A 16,559-nucleotide genomic window follows, 5' to 3' on the forward strand; every position below is an offset into this window, starting at 1 on the left:
AATCGCGTTGCCGTTCAGGGCGCTTGGGGGCTTTCCGGTCCCGAAGTCTGTTTTGGTACGGATGAAGGGACTTGAACCCCCACGCCTTGCGGCACCAGAACCTAAATCTGGCGTGTCTACCAATTCCACCACATCCGCGCCGCGGGGCATTTGAAGCCCCGCTCTAGAAGCGGGGCCTCTATAACACCACTGATTTCCCCGTCAAAGCAAAAAGCTGCGGCCGCTTTCACCCCCCGGCCGTTTTGTCCACAAGCGCACGGATTGCGGCTTTGAGGGCAGGCGCCAGATCCTCGGCAATCAGCCCCGGGCCGGCTTCCCGTCCAGCCTCGCCGTGAAGCCAGACCGCCTGGCAGGCCGCCTCGAAACCCGGCACACCCTGCGCGAGAAGCCCGGCGGAAATTCCGGCGAGAACGTCGCCGGACCCCGCCGTCGCCAGAAACGGCGGCGCGTTGTCGTTGATCGCGGCCCGGCCGTCCGGCGCCGCAATCACCGTATCGGGACCTTTGAGGACAACGACGGCGCCGGAGCGTTCCGCCGCCCGGCGGGCGCGGACAAGCTTGTCGCCTTCAATGTCCGGAAACAGCCGGGCGAACTCGCCATCATGCGGGGTCAACAGAACCGGCGCCGGATTGTCCCCGATCAGGGTGAACAGCTCTTGAGCATGGTTCGGGAAACTCGTCAGCGCGTCGGCGTCCAGCACGGTTGCCCGTTTTTGTTTGAGAATGGCGGCGACCGCGGCACGGGTTTCCTCGCCGACGCCGTAGCCGGGGCCGATCAGCACGGTATTGAACCGCCTGTCGGCAAGAAGCTCTTCCATGGCTTCCGCTCCGGGGACCTTTTTCAGCATCACCGCCGTCAGATGGCAGGCATTGACCATCATTGCATCCGGCGGCGAGGCTAGAGTTACCAGCCCTGCCCCAGCCCTCAGAGCCGCGCCCGCGGAAAGCCGCGCCGCGCCCGTGGCCGACATCGGCCCGCCGAACACGACCGCATGGCCCCGGGTGTATTTGTGCCCGAGCGGATCGGGCCGTGGCCAGTCGCCAAGCCACAGCTCCGGAATGTTGTGAAAGACGGAAGGCCCGATCTTTTCCAGAACACCTGCCTTTATGCCGATATCGGCAACCGTGACAGAGCCGCACAAGGTCCGGCCGGGATTGAGAAGATGCCCCGGCTTGCGGCGGAAAAAGGTCACCGTCGCGTCTGCCCTGACGGCCGCGCCCGGATCGGCTCCGGTCGCGCCGTTCACTCCGGACGGCAGATCGACGGCAAGCACCCGACGGCCCGACCGGTTGACGGCCTTCACAAGAGCCAGACCAGGACCGGCGAGCGGCCGGTCGAGCCCGGCTCCGAACAGCGCATCGATGATCAGATCCGCGCGCTCGAGCTCTCCCGCCAGAGAAACAGCGATCCCGTCTCCATCGGGAACCACCGTGTGTGGCAACCCCATACGCACAAAGGCTTCAAGCGCATCTCCGTTGAGCGTTTCGGATGCCTTGAGGAGATGGATCTGAACGGTGTGGCCGGCCGCGGTAAGACAACGCGCGGCAATGAACCCGTCACCGCCATTGTTGCCGGGACCGCACAGGATGGAAATCCGCGCGGCGGCCGGGACCATTTTCGCGGCAGCCCTCGCCACCGCCTGCCCGGCCCGCTCCATCAGCTCGATACCCGGCACGCCACCGGAAATGGTCAGCCGGTCCGCCTGCCCCATTTCCTCCGGTGTCAGCAGCACCGCGTTGGAAAAAACAATATCCGGGTTCATTCCCAAAAGGCCTCCAATTGCCCGCTTCGCAAGCTGTACAGGATCGCGGTTTTTGTCGAGCCTTGGGAGTAACATAAGGTCATCATTATCATTCATGTCTATTTTTTAAGCTGTTTGCATATTGTTTAATCACAAGATCAATGCTTCATACGAAACTGCTCAGATGGACCGATTGATTTTGCCGCTTTTAGTGGCGGAAATCTCTACTCTGAGAAAATTTGCGGGAAGTTGCTCCGGATTGGCACATATCGTGCTTTATAGCCAGCAACGGTCCCTACGGGCCCGTTAGCGCATCCTGTGTCCAACCAAATGCGGACAAGATGCTCTGACACTTTAAGATCGATCAGCCTGCTTTCATATGAGGCCATATGAATGCGGGTCGATCTAGGGTCTGCCTGACCCCAAGCCTTCCGAAAGAAGGCTCGCCGAATAATCCCGGCCTGACATGTGGAGAGAGACAAAAGGTGATGAAAAAGATCGAGGCGATCATCAAACCCTTCAAACTGGACGAGGTCAAAGAAGCTCTTCAGGAGGTCGGCCTCCAGGGCATCACCGTTACGGAAGCGAAGGGCTTCGGCCGGCAGAAGGGACATACAGAGCTGTATCGCGGCGCCGAATATGTCGTGGACTTCCTGCCGAAGGTGAAGGTCGAAATCGTGCTCGGCGACGACATGGTCGAAAAAGCCGTTGACGCGATCCGTTCCGCGGCGCAAACCGGCCGCATTGGCGACGGCAAGATCTTTGTTTCCAATATTGAAGAAGCTGTGCGCATCCGGACAGGCGAGTCCGGCATCGACGCTATCTGACCCACCCGTTCCGGCATCCGCCGGTGATCCCCATTCCGGTCTTGAGCAACGGAGCCAACAGTTGAAGACACCCAGCCGGGCCGGAACCAAACCCAACCGTTCACACAATAAATCAAAGGGATGGACACTATGACCACTGCCGCTGAAGTCCTGAAGGAGATTCAGGAAAAGGACGTGAAATTCGTCGACCTGCGCTTCACCGATCCAAGAGGCAAAATGCAGCACGTCACCATGGATGTCGCGCTTGTTGACGAAGACATGTTCGCTGAGGGCGTTGCCTTCGACGGCTCGTCCATCGCCGGCTGGAAGGCCATCAACGAGTCCGACATGATGCTGATCCTCGATCCGGAATCCGCGCATATCGACCCGTTCTTCGCCCAGTCCACATTGGCGATCTTCTGCGACATCGTCGACCCGATCACCGGCGAAGGCTACAATCGCGATCCGCGCATGACCGCCAAGAAGGCGGAAGCTTACGTGAAGTCCGGCGGTTTCGGCGACACCATCTATATCGGTCCGGAAGCTGAATTCTTCATGTTCGACGATGTCCGCTTCACCGCGGACCCGTACAACACCGGCTTCATCCTCGACGGCGACGAACTGCCGTCGAACATGGGCTCCGAATACGAGACCGGCAACCTCGGCCACCGTCCGCGCACAAAGGGCGGCTACTTCCCGGTTCCGCCGATCGACAGCGCCCAGGACATCCGCTCCGAAATGCTGTCCGTCATGGGCGAAATGGGCGTTCCGACCGAAAAGCACCACCACGAAGTGGCGGCCGCCCAGCACGAACTCGGCATGAAATTCGACCACCTGACCCGTTGCGCCGACAACATGCAGGTCTACAAATACGTCGTCCATCAGGTTGCTCATGCCTACGGCAAGACCGCAACCTTCATGCCGAAGCCGGTTTTCGGCGACAACGGCACCGGCATGCACTGCCACCTGTCCATCTGGAACAAGGGCGAGCCTGTGTTCGCCGGCAACCAGTACGCCGATCTTTCCGAAACCTGCCTGTACTTCATCGGCGGTATCCTGAAGCATGCGAAGGCCCTGAACGCGTTCACCAACCCGTCGACCAACTCCTACAAGCGTCTGGTTCCAGGTTATGAAGCACCGGTTCTGCTGGCCTATTCCTCGCGTAACCGTTCCGCTTCCTGCCGTATTCCGTTCACGGCGTCTCCGAAGTCAAAACGCGTCGAAGTTCGTTTCCCGGATCCGACCGCGAACCCGTACCTGTGCTTCTCCGCGCTGCTGATGGCCGGCCTTGACGGCATCAAGAACAAGCTGCACCCGGGCGATGCCATGGACAAGAACCTCTACGACCTGCCGCCGGAAGAGCTCTCCGAGATCCCGACGGTTTGCGGTTCGCTCCGTGAAGCCCTGGAAGCTGTCGATGAGGACCGCGAGTTCCTCAAGGCCGGTGGCGTGTTCGACGACGACCAGATCGACGCCTACATCGAACTGAAGATGGAAGAAGTCGAGCGTTACGAAATGACGCCGCATCCGGTCGAATTCGACATGTACTACTCCGTCTAAGGGTTTCCGCTCTTTCGGACAGGAAAAACCCCGGTCATCTGGCCGGGGTTTTTTGTTGTTTCGCCGGGCGCTTTCCGCGCCGCCTCGCTGTCCGGAAAAGGCGCGATGCACCGAGAAAAGATGAATTTGCGCAAGCTAAAAACGAAAAAGCCTCCCGGAGGAGGCCATTCGTTCTCGTGATGTTGCCTGCGCTCAGTAGCAGACCTGGCGGTAGCCGACGACGACATACTGGCGATAGTACGGGTCCCAGCGGCGAACCGGCTGATTGTGGCAGCGCACGGGCGCGTAATAGCGCGGCTGAGCCTGCGAGGCGATGATGGCACCGGCGGCAAGGCCGATGATTGCACCCGCGGCGATAGCGCCGGCACGGCGGTTCCCGGCCTGGGCTTCATTCGGCGTCATGGTGACGGCAGCGGTTGCCACTGTGGCAACGGTAACGGCGGCGATGGCGAACTTGCGAAACATGTCTGGTCCTCTCAACTGATCTTCAGCGGTATTGAATTGGCTGATGAAGAGACACTAGACCTCGCGAAAACTTTTCTCTGTGACCGTTGTCACGCTCCGTGCCTTTGGGAAAAACGTGAGTGAACAGCCTTCGGGGTAGCGGAATTCTCACCTATCCGGGCGGCGGCGCCGGTCAGGCCCGCGACGGGCATTTCCATCACTGCTTTCGGATCCGGAGCGACTGGAACCCGGCGACCTTCAGGTTTTCCGTCCGCCGCGATTTACAACGCCCGCCGCACGCGCTAGAGCACGTCCGAAGAGCCGAGAGGCGATACACGAGAAAAAATCACGGACAGGCAGGCATGAGCGAGTTCAAATCGGACTTTCTGAAGGTTCTTTCAGAGCGCGGTTTCATTCATCAGATTTCCGATCCGGCCGGGCTCGACGCGCTTTGCCTGAAGGAAACCGTCACCGCCTATATCGGTTTCGACTGCACGGCGCCGAGCCTTCATGCGGGCTCCCTCGTTCCGATCATGATGCTGCACTGGCTGCAGAAGACCGGACATCGCCCGATTGCCCTGATGGGCGGCGGCACGACACGTGTCGGCGACCCGTCCGGCAAGGATGAAACCCGCAAGATCCTCACCGAGGACGACATCGAGCAGAACAAGGCCGGCATCAGGAAGGTCTTTGAAAAGCTGCTTGTCTTCGGCGACGGGCGGACCGACGCCATCATGGTGGACAATGCGGACTGGCTCTTGAAGCTGAACTATGTGGACTTCCTGCGCGACATCGGACGGCATTTTTCCGTCAACCAGATGATCCAGCGCGATTCCGTCCGTCTGCGTCTTGAGCGCGAGCAGCATCTGTCCTTCCTGGAATTCAACTACATGCTGCTCCAGGGCTATGATTTTCTGGAACTCTACCGGCGCACCGGCTGCCGCCTGCAGATGGGCGGATCCGATCAGTGGGGCAATATCCTGTCCGGCACGGATCTCGTCCGCCGCCTGGAAGACAAGGATGCCTTTGCCCTCACCTCGCCGCTCCTGACCACCTCGTCCGGCGCAAAGATGGGCAAGACGGCGGCCGGCGCCGTCTGGCTCAACGAAGAGCAGCTTTCCGCCTATGACTACTGGCAGTACTGGCGCAACACCGAAGACGCGGATGTGGAACGTTTCCTGAAGCTGTTCACCGTTCTGCCGATGGACGAAATCGCCCGCCTCGCGGCCCTTGAGGGTTCGGAGCTCAACGAAGCCAAGAAGGTGCTCGCGACGGAAGCGACGGCGCTGATCCATGGACGCGACAAAGCCGAAGCGGCGGCGGAAACCGCCCGCCAGGCCTTCGAGGAGGGCCAGTCCGCCGAAGGCCTGCCGACGGTGGAAATCGCCCGATCCGAGCTTGAAACGGGTCTGGGCGTTCTGTCCGCATTCGTGACCGCCGGTCTTTGTGCCTCCAATGGAGACGTACGCCGGAACATCAAGGGTGGCGCCGTCAGGATCAACGACCGCGGCGAGCAGGACCACAATCGCCAGCTCTCCCTGGCCGACGTCACGCAGGACGGCGTCATCAAGCTGTCGCTCGGCAAAAAGAAACACGTGCTGCTGAAGCCGGTCTGAACCGGCCAGGCGGCCGCGTTTTTCGGCAAGAGCCGGATCCCGACTTTTTTGAACCGAGCGCGCTGAAGGCCTTTCCCAAAGCCTGGATGGTATGTTCCAAGCAGGCAGTGCCGGGCGTTTAATTCAGTTCGACTGGAATTCGAACATCTTGCGGAAAATGCCCGGCGCGATCGCGGAGATCGGATTGACCGAAAGGACCGGTTCGGAAACGGAGCCCGACAGCCGGTAGGTGACCCCGATCAGCCCTTCGCCCGAACCCCCGCCAAGCGCGAACCCAAGCAACGGGATCTTGGCGAAGAAATTGTTGAGTGCGTAGATCGGCACGAAAGTGCCCGTGAGGTTCAGGGTCTGTTGAGCCAGGTTCACGGTTCCGCTGACGGTTCCACCCAGCGCGTTCCCCTGCAATGCGCCGCGGCTGATACTCAGCATGTCGGCTTCGCGCGTGAAATTGATGTCGAGTGTGTCGAAGCTCGCGGAACCTTTGTTCTGAACCGCCCCCATCGGACCTTCGGTGCCGTTGTTGCGCCTGCTGATCTGGTCCCGCTCGCGAATGCTCCGGATTGCCGGATCTTCGGTGATACGCAGGGAGGTCACATTGAAGTCCCCCACCCAGCTGTCCTCATCGGCCATGACGACATTCAGCGTTCCGGTGCCGCCGCGCATACGCTCGTAAACGTCAAGGAACCTGAGCGTCGCTCCGGTATTCGCGAACCGGCCATTGGCCAACTGCGATCCGTCGTTGTCGTTCACGGTGAATTCGAAATTGGCACGGCCATTGACCAGACCGCGCAGATCGGCCGAGACGAGCCCCTTCGTTCCCGTGTCGATCTTGCCGGAGAATTTTTCGATGGTCTGGTTGTTGAAGCCCGTCACCCGGTCGATCGTTGCCGCGATCCTGGCGCCGCTTGAAAAATCACCCGCCCCCTTGCTGCCGCCCGGACTTCGTATGCTTCGTATAAGACCCCTTCCGTCGAAGGATGGACCGGCGAAGATAATGTCGTAACGCCCATCCCCCGCCCGCTGGATATCAAGCTCGATATCATCGCCGGGCCGCAGCCTGAAGGTATCGAACGACGCCTGACTCAACTCGCCGTCCGCGGTCAGCCGCAGAGCGCCGTTGATGTTGACGCCTTCGGACACAAGTTTGAAATTCTGAATACGGCGCTCGTCGGCGGTCTCGGTCATCCTGAAGGTGGCAGTCGCCGGCACACCCTTGGCCTTTCGCCAGCCAAGCGCCGTCAGCCGCACATCTGTCTGCTTCAGGTCGATGACGAAATCCTGCCCCTCGCCGGCTTTGGCGACGCTAAGCGTCATTCCGCCATCGAGGAACGCGGTCAGATCGATGCCCTTGTCCTTGAGCTGTTTCGCGGACACCGACACGACGACGTCCTGTCTGGCCGCGATGCCGGAATCGCCGAGCGGAACGACCAGATCGATATCCGCCTTGAACCCGTCGAGAACTCCCTTGCCGGTGATGGCGACCTGATCCTCGTCCGCCTCCAGCGAAACATTCGCATCCGCCACCGTGTGCCCCATGACGGGATGAGGGTCCGAAAAATTCTTGAAATTTCCAGTTGCCCGCCAGTCCACATCAGCCAGATCGATTTGATTTTCCAACGGAAATGTCGCTTCGATATTCAGCCGGCCGGTCCCGCTGACACCATCGTTCCTGATGTCGGCCCGGTCCAATACCCGGAAAGGCGCACTGTTCACCATTGCTCCGATATCTTCGGCTTCGCCTTCCATCAGCGTGGAAACGCGCGCTGTCTTGCCGTCCCGCTCCGTAAGTTGGTGTATCTCAAAAGTGCCTGACGGCAACGCGACCGTTCCTCCCTTCGAAGAAACCGCCGAACCGCCCGTGGCGGCAACGCTCATTATTTCGTCCCGTATCGTCAGTGTGCCCTGAAGGCCGCTGATTTCCGGCACCTCGCCGACCGGTGTGACGGCAGCGCCGGAAAACGTCATGTCGATACGCATGTCATCCCCCGACCAGCCCGGGTCCGGATCGCGGGGATCGAAGGCGGCCGGACGCAGGGCCCCGGTATAGGACACACTGTCGATGAGACCGTCCTTGATCCGGTCCACTGCCCAGCGACGCGCCGGCGGGACCAGCGTGATCGGCCAGACCTGTTTGGCCAGGGCTACCGGTATCTTCTCGCCATTGGCGGCGAGCGCCAGATATGGCCCCTCCGCGGTAAGCTGAAGCGATGCGACGCCGTGAATGACAGCTTTTCCCGAGCGGGCGGTGAACCGTTCGATATTTAGCAGCCGCTCTTGCGGATCGAAGCGTCCGCGCACCTGGATGCCTTCCAGCATATTCGGATCTTCAGAAACATCCGCCGGGCCGAACTGGGGATATTTGCTGTCCAGACTGATGCCCCACTCGGAAGTTCCGTTTATGCCGGGCGTAAGGGAACCGGTAAAAAAGAGCCGTGTATTGCCTCGGATCACATGCGAAGTCGTGATGTCGATTGCCTTCTGGCCTGCCGTGAACAACAGCGACAATGCCGCATCGTCAAAGGCGACGAGGGTTTTGCCGAGCTGGAACCAGCCATTGCGCATTCGGGCGACGGCGTTTGCCGAGACAAACTTCCCCTCCCGATCCAGACTGGCTTCCATTTTCGCGGAGGCCGGCAGACGGAGGCCTTTTCCATGCTTAGATCCCGCTTCCGGCCCGAGCAGCTCGGCCAGCGTAATTCCGTTGACCACGACACCGATATTCTTGAAGCCGGCGTCTTCCGGCGCGCTCCGGGCAAGTTCCAGACGCCAGTTGGAAATGTTTCCGGCAATCCTGGCATAGGCGCGGATAACGCGATTGCTTCCACGAAAGATATCCGCGTCGATGCCTTTGAAGCGGCGGGAAGCGGGCCCGGCCAGTTCAAATGAACCGTCCGCGATCCGGACGGACTGCAGGCCGCGGCGGGCGAACTGATCATCCACCACATCGCTGATCCGGTCGACCGCTTCCATCAAAGGCCCGACTTCCGGCACCTTCGCGGGCCCGCCGCTCAGAGCCAGCTTGACGTGGGGCTTTTCAAGCACGAGCGACGAAAAATGGACCCGGCCGGAGAAAAGCGCGTCCATATCGATCGGGGCGGTCAGTTTCGGCAGACGGATGCTGACCGGAGACGGCCCGTCGATGTCCGCCCTCGCATCCTCGATGATGACTTCCAGGCCGCCGGGCGCGGTGAAATCGAGGCTGGCGCGGACGACTGAAAGCGTCACCGGTCCACGGGTTCCCTGCATCGCAAGAAGACTGCCGAGAAACGGAATTCGGACAGGTCCGGAAGCAAACAGGATCGTGAGCCCCGCAAGGACACATATCAGCACCGCCGCGATGAAAATGCGCATAAGCATGCGCCCGGTCTTTCGCGGTGAAGCTGTCTTCGAACCTTTCGGGCTGCCGTTTTTGGGCAAGTAAGTCAGTCCATATCTTCCGCCTGAAGGCGCCAAAGGCGGTTCAGTGTGTTCCCGGGGACAAAACGCCTGCTTCGCTCCGTGCCGCATTGAACGATTCACGGGACACTTTATGGTACAGCGAATGCAACTGTAAAAGCGACAGTCGCAACTCGCCAGACTGCCGGTCCCCGGCATTAACCCACAAACTGTGACAGAAGGAAGGCGTGATGGAAGACTTGGCCATTGGAGACACGGCACCGGATTTCGATCTGGAAAGCGATGGAGGCGGGCGCGTCTCCCTGAAAGCTTTGAAGGGCAAGCCTGTGGTGGTGTATTTCTATCCGAAGGACAACACGCCGGGCTGCACGAAGGAGGCCATTGCCTTTACCGAATTGATGCCGGAATTCGAAAAGTCGGATGTCACGATCATCGGTCTTTCACCGGATTCGGCAAAGAAACACGACAATTTTGTCGCCAAACACAATCTGGCGGTTCGCCTCGGCGCCGATACGCAAACCGGCACGGCGCAAGCCTATGGCGTGTGGGTCGAAAAATCGATGTATGGCAAAAAATACATGGGTGTGGAGCGCTCCACATTTCTTGTGGATGCGGACGGAAAAATCGTCGGGATATGGCGCAAGGTGAAAGTACCCGGCCATGCGGAAGCCGTTCTGGAAGCGGTTCGGGCCCTTTGACATCTCATAAAGGCGGCGCCGGGATTCGCCCCTCTTCCTCCCTGCCGCCAAGCCTTGTTGCCGGAGCCCGGGCCATCGTTACCTCCCAGGACACGTCCGAAAAGGTCCGGCTGGCCTATGCGGTTTCGAAAGCATGGTTTCAACGGGAGCTGGGGCTCGGTTCACCAACCAGGGACGGTTCCATGCCCGACCGGCCAGGCCGGCCGGACAAACCGGTCCTGCTGGCTCCGCGGGACATGCCGAAACGCAGCCTGACCGGGAAGTCAGGCCGCCTGGCATTGATCCATTCCCTTGCCCATATCGAACTGAATGCGGTCGATCTCACCTGGGACCTGATCGGACGGTTCGCCCATATACGCCTGCCGCGTTCCTACTACGACGACTGGGTCCGGGTGGGTCTGGAAGAGGCAAAGCATTTTTCCATGCTCCAGGACCGGCTGACGAAGCTGGACGCCGCCTATGGCGACATGCCGGCCCATGACGGCCTTTGGGAAGCGGCCCAGAACACCGGGAACGACCTTGCCGCGCGACTTGCCATCATCCCTCTCGTACTGGAGGCCCGCGGCCTCGACATCACCCCGCCGATGATCGAAAAGGCACGCGGAATTGGCGATGAAGATACGGCCAGATGCCTGGAAGTGATCTACCGGGATGAAAAAAACCATGTCGCTTTCGGTGCCAAATGGTTCCGCTTCCTGTGCGACCGTCAGGGAATCAGACCCGAGCCCGCATTTCACGCATTCGTCCGCAAACATTTCCGCGGCGCGCTCAAACCGCCTTTCAACGACCGCGCACGTTCAGAAGCCGGGCTAACACCCGGTTTTTACAAGCCTCTCGCGCGCCTGACAGGCTGATTTCAAGTTCGCGAAGACGATTTATTAACCTTACCAAACTCTAATCAGACTCAGTTCTTTTGCAGAATGCAGGCAGTGACTGAGTGAACATGCGACAGCGCCAGAATACGACTCGGCCTTATCAGGCACCTTGGGCGGCACCACATCATCCGGCGCCGGATAAAAACGCCAAGACGACCACCTACAGCGTCCGGCCGCTGCACCTGATTTGCGGTGCCCTTGTCTGCGTCACCGCAACACTGGCGGCTGCCGGAACCATCGGCTACTTCCTCCTGCGCCACGACATGATGGTCGAGGCCAGTTCGGAACGTACCGAACTGGTTCTGGAATACCAGGATCGCATCGACCGGCTTCGGGCGGAAATTGAAATCCTGACCAGCCGACAGATGGTTGACAGGGAAACCGTCGAGATAAAGGTCATGGATGTTCTGCGCCGCCAGCAGGGCCTCAATCAGCGGCACGCGATTGTTGCCGATCTGGTGGCTCGTGCGGAAAGCAACGGCATCTATCTCAGCAGCGATCAACCGCTGCCGCCGCAAAAACCGGCTCTGGACTCCAGTAACCTCGCCTCGATCGAAAAAGAGGACAAGTCCGCGATCGGTGGTGAAAGTCAGTTGATCGACGAACCGGTAAAGGCGCTCGGTCTGCGGGATGGTTCTTCGAAAGGTTTCGATCCGCTGACGATCCTGCGGCAGCCGGTTTCAGAACCACCTCAATCCAATTCCAGTGTAAAAAAAAACCTTGAGAAACAAGCTGCTCTCGATGCGGTGAGAGCCCACATCTCGGCAATGGACGAGGAAAGCACCGTCGCGGTGGATGCCATCACCATTGCCACGGAAAGCCGCATAGAAGACATTCTCGGCATCACGCGCACCGTCACCCCGTCCGTCAATGCGGCGCTGCGCAGCAAAACCTCGATCGGCGGTCCCTTTCAGCCGATCACCGACGAAAACTTTCCGGACCGGCTGCAGCGGGCAAACAAGGCTATCGATGCCTTGCGCAGGATCAAGTTCACCGCCTTGCGTCTGCCGATAAAACGTCCCGTTCAAAACAGTTCCGTTTCCAGCACCTACGGCCCCCGGGTGGATCCTTTTCTCGGCCGTCTGGCAATGCATACCGGCATCGACTTCAAGGCGCCCTATGGCGCGCGCGTCTTCGCAACCGCCCCCGGCACGGTGATCGGCGCCGGGCGTCACGGCGGCTATGGCAAGATGGTCGAAATCCGCCATGCCAACGGCTTTGTCACCCGCTATGCCCATCTGAGCCGCCTTCGGGTGTCGGAGGGCGATCATGTGCTCGCGGGCGACCTGATAGGCAATGTCGGCTCCACCGGCCGCTCGACCGGAGCCCATCTGCACTATGAAATCCGCCGCGGCGACAAACCGAGCAACCCGGCGGCGTTTCTCTCCGCCGGCGACAAGCTGGCCGCCCTTTCGCTTTAACGCGACACGTTCTTGAGGCGATCTGAAACAAAAAAAAAGGGGCCGGAGCCCCCTTTTCGCCGTTCCAGCCAGCTTTTATTCGATATCCTCAACCGTGACCGGGTCGCCGCCGAAGACCCGCTGGGCGAGCGCGGCTTCCATGAACTTGTCGAGGTCTCCGTCCAGAACATCGCCCGGAGAGGTGCTTTCAACACCGGTTCTGAGGTCCTTCACAAGCTGATACGGCTGCAGGACATAGGACCGGATCTGGTGACCCCAGCCGATATCCGACTTGGACGCGGCCTCGGCGCTGGCCACCTCTTCCCGCTTTTTCAGTTCCGCCTCATAGAGCCGGGCTTTCAGCATGGACCAGGCGGTCGCACGGTTCTTGTGCTGCGAGCGTTCGGACTGGCACTGGACAACGATTCCTGTCGGCTGGTGCGTGATGCGCACGGCCGAATCGGTGGTGTTGACGTGCTGTCCTCCGGCGCCGGATGCGCGGTAGGTGTCGATCCGGCAGTCGCTTTCGTTGATGTCGATGTCGATGGTATCGTCGATCACCGGATAGACCCAGGCGCTGGAAAAGCTCGTGTGGCGGCGTGCATTGCTGTCATAGGGTGAAATCCGCACCAGGCGGTGCACCCCGGACTCGGTCTTCAGCCAGCCATAGGCGTTCTCGCCCTTGATCAGCAGCGTTGCCGATTTGATGCCCGCTTCCTCGCCGTCGTGATATTCCAAAAGTTCGACCTTGTAGCCGCGTTTTTCCGCCCAGCGTCGGTACATGCGCAGCATCATGGACGCCCAGTCCTGGCTTTCCGTACCGCCCGCTCCGGAGTTGATTTCCAGATAGGTGTCGTTGGCATCGGCTTCCCCGGACAGAAGCGACTTGAGTTCCAGCTCGTGGACCTTGTCCTTCAGACTGCGCAGCGCCTGTTCGGCTTCTTTCACGACGGAGGCGTCATCTTCCATCTCACCGAGTTCGATCAGCTCGATATTGTCAGAGAGATCCTGCTGAAGAGCCGTCACGCCGCTGATGCCGTCATCGAGCTGCTGGCGCTCGCGCATCAGCTTTTGTGCCTTGGTGGGTTCATTCCAAAGTTCCGGATTTTCCGAAAGAGCGTTCAGCTCTTCCAGCCGGACAACAGCCTGATCCCAGTCAAAGATGCCTCCTCAGCAGGCTTATGGCCTGCTTGATTTCGTCGACGATCGCTTCCATTTCGGCGCGCATCGGATACCTCGCTTGATTGACATGAAGCGGCCCGGCCACCTTCAGGAGACGCCGGGCCCAGATCGGTTCTTAAAGTCCGCGCGTCCCGATAGACGCTGCGGGCTTTTGAATTTGGAGCGGGACATTACCCGGACGGATTGACGCTGTAAACCACACAGCGGGAGGAAGCGTTTCGCTGATGCGTCCGGACGCGGCCGATCAGTAAAGGCCGCCCGTCCCGCTGAGAACCGCGCCTGCGGCTTCCGGCGACACCGCGTGCGGCACACCCATGGTTTCCTGAAATCCGATGACGGAGTAGCTGTCCGGCGGAGCCATGCCGGGCTTGAAGGCCTCCAGGATCGATCCAGGCGTTCCGGCGGCCGTACGCATGCCGGTGCGGCGGTTGATCGGGATAAGCTGCAGACCCTTCGGAACCCGGAATTCCACCGGGGGTTTGTTCGACAGGGCCTTTTTGACGAAATCCGTGAAGATGGGTGCCGCGACCTGGCCGCCGGTCGCGCCGCGTCCCATCGGCTTCGGATTGTCGTAGCCGACAAAGACCCCCACGGCGAGATCCGGAGTGAAGCCCATGAACCAGGCATCTTTCTCGTCATTGGTCGTTCCGGTCTTGCCGGCGACCGGACGGCCTACCGCACGGACCGACGTCGCCGTGCCGCGCTGCACGACACCTTCCATCATGGAGGTGATCTGGTAGGCGGTCATTGGATCGAGCACCTGCTCGCGGTCGTCGATCAAGGTCGGTTCTTCCTGGCCTTCCCAGACATCCTGGGTACAGCCGTCGCAGATACGGCTGTCGTGCTTGTAAATGGTGCGGCCATACCGATCCTGGATCCTGTCGATCAGGGTCGGACGCACCTTCCTGCCACCATTTGCGATGGTTGCATAAGCAGTGGTCAGGCGCAGGACCGTGGTTTCGCCGGCACCGAGCGACATGGACAGGACCGGCAGCATATTGTCGTAGATGCCGAAGCGCTTGGCATATTCGGCCACCAGCGGCATGCCCATGTCCTGCGCCAGGCGAACGGTCATGACGTTTCTGGAAAGCTCGACGCCCGTGCGAAGGGTGGCGGGTCCGTAGAACTTGCCGCCGTAGTTCTGCGGCCGCCAGGTTCCAAGGCCCGGTCCCTGGTTGATTTCCAGCGGCGCATCCATCACCACCGAGGACGGTGTGTAGCCGTTGTCGAGGGCGGCGGCGTAAAGGAACGGCTTGAAGGACGAGCCCGGCTGACGGTAGGCCTGTGTGGCCCGGTTGAACTCGCTCTGGGCGTAGCTGAAACCGCCGACCATGGCCAGAACACGCCCGGTATAGGGATCCATCGCGACCAGCGCGCCGGAAACTTTCGGGATCTGGCGCAGTTCGAATGTACCGGGAGCCACATCGCTTTCATGGACATAAACCACATCGCCCGGCGCGAGCACATCGGAAACCGCACTTGGCGTCCGGCCCTTCACGCGGGCCCATTTCATGGTCTCCAGGAAGAGTGGCCCGCTCTTGCGTTCGTCGGAAAGCTCACCGCTGACCAGCCTTTCCGGCTGGACGCCGACAAGCGCCTGATCGCCGCCGCTTTCCAGAACCACCGCGAGACGCCATTCCGGCAGGTCGCTCAAGGCTTCGATCTTTGCCAGATCGACGCCCCAGTCGGCGCCCAGGGTGAGCTTCTCCACCGGGCCGTTCCAGCTGCCGCGCTGATGGTCAAACTTGATCAGCCCGTCCATGAGCGACTTGCGCGCCATCTTCTGAAGTTCCGGATCAAGCGTCGAGCGGACGGAAAGGCCACCCTGGTAAAGGCGCTTGTCGCCGAAGATATCGGCAACCTCGCGGCGGACCTCTTCGGTGAAATATTCGGCTGCAAACAGTTGCGAACCGTGTTCGCGCGGTTTGACGACGATCGGTTTTTCCTTGGCTTCATCCCCCTCTTCGAGGCTGATGTAACCATCGGCGATCATCCGGTCGATCACATAATTACGGCGTGCGATGGCGGCCTCGGTCTTCCTGTAGGGATGATAATTGCTCGGCCCCTTGGGAAGCGCCGCCAGATAGGCGACTTCATCGAGTGACAGCTCGTGCACAGACTTGTCGAAATAGATCAGCGAGGCCGCCGCGACTCCGTAGGCGCCGAACCCGAAATAGATCTCGTTCAGATAAAGCTCGAGTATCTCGTCCTTCGTATAGGCCTGTTCGATCCTCAAGGAGAGAACGGCTTCCTTGACCTTGCGCTCATAGGCCGCCGACCGCCTCTGCTTTTCCTCACTCACCAGGTCGGACAGGAGGAAGTTCTTCGCCACCTGCTGGGTGATCGTGGAAGCGCCCTCGGGCCGCCGGCCGGAGCCATAGTTCTGAATGAACCGTACCGCCGCACGGGCAATGCCTTCAGGATCGACACCGATATGGGTGTAGAAATTCTTGTCCTCCGCCGCGATGAAAGCCTGTTTCACCCGGTCCGGAATGGCCTGGATCGGCAGGAACATGCGGCGCTCGATCGCGTATTCCGCCATCAGGCTGCCATCTGCGGCATGGACGCGCGTCATGACGGGCGGTTCGTAATTCTGCAACGCGGTAAAATCGGGCAGACCCTCTGTGAGATGCTGCAGATACATCCACACGCCGGCCGCCACGAGCAGTCCGAGGACAGCGCCGATGCCAAACAGATAACCGAAAAACTTCACCAAAAATTTCATACCGCGGGCTCGTCTTTCCCCGTCTTCAAGCGCGTATAGCGTTTTAACATGGATACATTAATCCGGCACTACAGACCGTCCGATACACTTAGCAGCCTTCCTCGTGCACCAATATG

11 protein-coding genes and 1 tRNA gene are annotated in these 16,559 nt (G+C 60.2%); 6 read left to right on the forward strand and 6 right to left on the reverse strand.

All coding sequences use genetic code 11. The features are described 5' to 3' along the window. Positions 1-53 precede the first annotated feature (53 nt). Together CLV41_RS16920 and CLV41_RS16925 are read right to left on the reverse strand one after the other, a co-directional pair. Positions 54-138 (reverse strand) — tRNA-Leu (locus tag CLV41_RS16920). Positions 139-226: 88 nt separating this feature from the next. Then, on the reverse strand, positions 227-1,762 hold the full coding sequence (locus CLV41_RS16925) for an NAD(P)H-hydrate dehydratase (protein ID WP_103223599.1): 1,536 nt from the start codon (positions 1,760-1,762) through the stop codon (positions 227-229). Positions 1,763-2,229: 467 nt separating this feature from the next. Between CLV41_RS16925 and CLV41_RS16930 the strand changes: the two genes are divergently transcribed. Together CLV41_RS16930 and glnA are read left to right on the forward strand one after the other, a co-directional pair. Beyond that, positions 2,230-2,568: a P-II family nitrogen regulator gene (locus CLV41_RS16930; RefSeq protein ID WP_006934743.1), complete on the forward strand. Its 339-nt coding sequence runs from the start codon at positions 2,230-2,232 to the stop codon at positions 2,566-2,568. A 129-nt stretch (positions 2,569-2,697) separates the two neighbouring features. Next, complete coding sequence (gene glnA / locus CLV41_RS16935; protein WP_103223600.1) at positions 2,698-4,107, forward strand: type I glutamate--ammonia ligase; 1,410 nt, start codon at positions 2,698-2,700, stop codon at positions 4,105-4,107. Between the two features lie 192 nt (positions 4,108-4,299). On the opposite strand, the gene CLV41_RS16940 is transcribed toward glnA, so the two are convergent. Next, on the reverse strand, positions 4,300-4,572 hold the full coding sequence (locus CLV41_RS16940; RefSeq protein ID WP_103223601.1) for a tyrosyl-tRNA synthetase: 273 nt from the start codon (positions 4,570-4,572) through the stop codon (positions 4,300-4,302). Between the two features lie 341 nt (positions 4,573-4,913). On the opposite strand from CLV41_RS16940, the gene tyrS reads away from it, so the two are divergent. Beyond that, entirely contained in the window at positions 4,914-6,167 is a 1,254-nt protein-coding gene (gene tyrS, locus CLV41_RS16945) for a tyrosine--tRNA ligase (protein ID WP_103223602.1), read from the forward strand. A gap of 123 nt (positions 6,168-6,290) precedes the next feature. On the opposite strand, the gene CLV41_RS16950 is transcribed toward tyrS, so the two are convergent. Continuing rightward, positions 6,291-9,524, reverse strand: a complete 3,234-nt coding sequence (locus CLV41_RS16950) for a YhdP family protein (RefSeq protein WP_103223639.1) — start codon at positions 9,522-9,524, stop codon at positions 6,291-6,293. A gap of 269 nt (positions 9,525-9,793) precedes the next feature. On the opposite strand from CLV41_RS16950, the gene bcp reads away from it, so the two are divergent. The 3 genes from bcp (at position 9,794) to CLV41_RS16965 (ending at position 12,557) form a co-directional block, all read left to right on the forward strand. After that, the gene (bcp, locus tag CLV41_RS16955; RefSeq protein ID WP_103223603.1) at positions 9,794-10,261 is read left to right on the forward strand and encodes a thioredoxin-dependent thiol peroxidase; all 468 of its coding nucleotides are present in this window, start codon (positions 9,794-9,796) and stop codon (positions 10,259-10,261) included. Then, entirely contained in the window at positions 10,258-11,115 is an 858-nt protein-coding gene (locus CLV41_RS16960) for a ferritin-like domain-containing protein (RefSeq protein WP_235867157.1), read from the forward strand. Before bcp ends, CLV41_RS16960 begins: the two co-directional genes overlap by 4 nt. 89 nt (positions 11,116-11,204) lie before the next feature. Further along, positions 11,205-12,557 carry a M23 family metallopeptidase gene (locus CLV41_RS16965; protein WP_103223604.1) on the forward strand — a complete coding sequence of 451 codons (1,353 nt, stop codon included), beginning with the start codon at positions 11,205-11,207 and terminating at the stop codon, positions 12,555-12,557. 75 nt (positions 12,558-12,632) lie between these two features. On the opposite strand, the gene prfB is transcribed toward CLV41_RS16965, so the two are convergent. Beyond that, a protein-coding gene (gene prfB, locus CLV41_RS16970) for a peptide chain release factor 2 (RefSeq protein ID WP_103223605.1) occupies positions 12,633-13,764 on the reverse strand; the annotation gives its coding sequence in 2 pieces (ribosomal slippage) (positions 12,633-13,694 and positions 13,696-13,764; 1,131 coding nt in all). Positions 13,765-13,962: 198 nt separating this feature from the next. After that, positions 13,963-16,434 carry a penicillin-binding protein 1A gene (locus CLV41_RS16975; RefSeq protein WP_208987570.1) on the reverse strand — a complete coding sequence of 824 codons (2,472 nt, stop codon included), beginning with the start codon at positions 16,432-16,434 and terminating at the stop codon, positions 13,963-13,965. Positions 16,435-16,559: the final 125 nt, after the last annotated feature.

This window comes from Roseibium marinum, from assembly GCF_002906165.1.
Taxonomy (GTDB): Bacteria; Pseudomonadota; Alphaproteobacteria; order Rhizobiales; family Stappiaceae; genus Roseibium; species Roseibium marinum.

Excerpts from the sequence above, each read along its gene's own strand:
- bcp (WP_103223603.1), top strand. The coding sequence starts at position 9,794 with ATGGAAGACTTGGCCATTGGAGACACGGCACCGGATTTCGATCTGGAA.
- tyrS (WP_103223602.1), top strand. The coding sequence starts at position 4,914 with ATGAGCGAGTTCAAATCGGACTTTCTGAAGGTTCTTTCAGAGCGCGGT.
- CLV41_RS16940 (WP_103223601.1), bottom strand. The coding sequence starts at position 4,572 with ATGTTTCGCAAGTTCGCCATCGCCGCCGTTACCGTTGCCACAGTGGCA.
- CLV41_RS16930 (WP_006934743.1), top strand. The coding sequence starts at position 2,230 with ATGAAAAAGATCGAGGCGATCATCAAACCCTTCAAACTGGACGAGGTC.
- CLV41_RS16950 (WP_103223639.1), bottom strand. The coding sequence starts at position 9,524 with ATGCTTATGCGCATTTTCATCGCGGCGGTGCTGATATGTGTCCTTGCG.
- CLV41_RS16965 (WP_103223604.1), top strand. The coding sequence starts at position 11,205 with ATGCGACAGCGCCAGAATACGACTCGGCCTTATCAGGCACCTTGGGCG.
- CLV41_RS16925 (WP_103223599.1), bottom strand. The coding sequence starts at position 1,762 with ATGAACCCGGATATTGTTTTTTCCAACGCGGTGCTGCTGACACCGGAG.
- glnA (WP_103223600.1), top strand. The coding sequence starts at position 2,698 with ATGACCACTGCCGCTGAAGTCCTGAAGGAGATTCAGGAAAAGGACGTG.